Consider the following 1418-nt stretch of genomic DNA (forward strand, 5'->3'; position numbering starts at 1 on the left):
GATCCGGGGGGATCCTCCGGGGTGGTGTGCCATGTCCCCGCCCCTCAGCCCTTGTACGCCTTGGCTGCCGCGGCTTCGAGCCTGACCGCGGTGGCCTTCGGGTCGGAGGGGTCGCGCAGGAAGTCCTGGAGGATCTTCCACTCGCCCACGCCCTTGGTGCCGCCGAAGGCGGCCGGGGCCTGGTCGGACATGTCGAAGCGGACCGAGTCCCCCGCCTCGATCAGCGACTCGGCGGTCGCGCGGGCGGTGTCGTCGCCGTAGCTGCTCATGTCCAGCCGGGTGTTGGGGGAAAGGAAGCCGCCCTCGGCGGCCCACACCTCGGCGGCCTCCGGGGTGGCCAGGTACTCCAGGAGCTTCATCCCGGCCTTCTTGTTCCTGCCGTCCTTGAGGACCACGGCGGCGTCACCGCCGCTGACCACCGGTGCCCCGCCGCCCTCGACGGCCGGGAACGGGAAGAACAGCGCGTCCTCGCCGATCTTCTTGCCGTGCTGCTCCTTGGCGACGGCGCCGACGAAGTCGCCCTCGTAGACCATGCCGGCCTCGGGGTCGGAGCCGAAGACCTTCTCGATGGAGGTGGGGAAGTCGGTGCGCAGCGCGCCCGAGCCGCCGCCCGCGACGAGTTCCTTGTCGGCGAAGAGCTCGCCGAGGGTGGTGAGCGCCTTGACCACGGTGTCGTCGGTCCACGGGATCTCGTGGGCGGCGAGGCTGTCGTACCGTTCGGGACCCGCCTGGGAGAGGTAGATGTTCTCGAACCAGTCGGTGAGGGTCCAGCCGTCCTCCCCGGCGACGGCGAAGGCGGGCAGGCCGGAGTCGGCGACGGTGCGGCCGGTCTCCAGCATCTCCTCGTAGCTCTTCGGCGGCTCGACGCCCGCCTGTTCGAAGGTGTCGGGGGCGTACCAGACGGTGGACTTGTGGGCGGCCTTGAAGTACAGGCCGTAGAGGGTGTCGTCGACGGTGCCGTACTCCTGCCAGACCTCGGCGAAGTTGGTGGCGGCCTCCTTCCGCGTCTTCGCCGAGAGCGGCTCCAGCCAGCCGCTCTCGGCGAACTGCTTGAGGACGCCCACCTGCGGGACCATCACCACGTCGGGGGCGTCACCGCCCTCGATCTTGCTGCCGACGACGGTGGAGAGGCTGTCGCCGGTGGAGACGAACTCCGTCTTGGCGCCGGTCTCGGCGGAGAAGGCGTCGAGCACCTTCTGGAAGTTCTTCTGCTCGGTGCCGGTCCAGACGCCCGCCACGGTCACCGTCTGTCCGGAGAGCTCCTTCTTTCCCTCACCCGCCGGGGTGGTGGGGCCGCCTCCGCAGGCGGTGGCGCCGAGGGCGAGGGCGAGCGAGCAGCCGATCAGGGATATGCGTGGTCTCATGATGGTTTGTCCCTTCGGAGGGCAGACGGGTGTGCGGTGTGGGTGCTGCGAGTG

At 70.0% G+C, this 1418-nt stretch carries 1 protein-coding gene; it reads right to left on the minus strand.

Features of this window, described 5'->3' with window-relative positions:
* Window positions 1-44 precede the first annotated feature (44 nt).
* Window positions 45-1367 (minus strand): ABC transporter substrate-binding protein, encoded by a 1323-nt coding sequence (locus GUY61_RS38305; protein WP_166634892.1) that lies wholly within the window; start codon window positions 1365-1367, stop codon window positions 45-47.
* Window positions 1368-1418: the final 51 nt, after the last annotated feature.

This window comes from Streptomyces sp. GC420 (genome assembly GCF_009916105.1).
Lineage (GTDB): Bacteria > Actinomycetota > Actinomycetes > Streptomycetales > Streptomycetaceae > Streptomyces.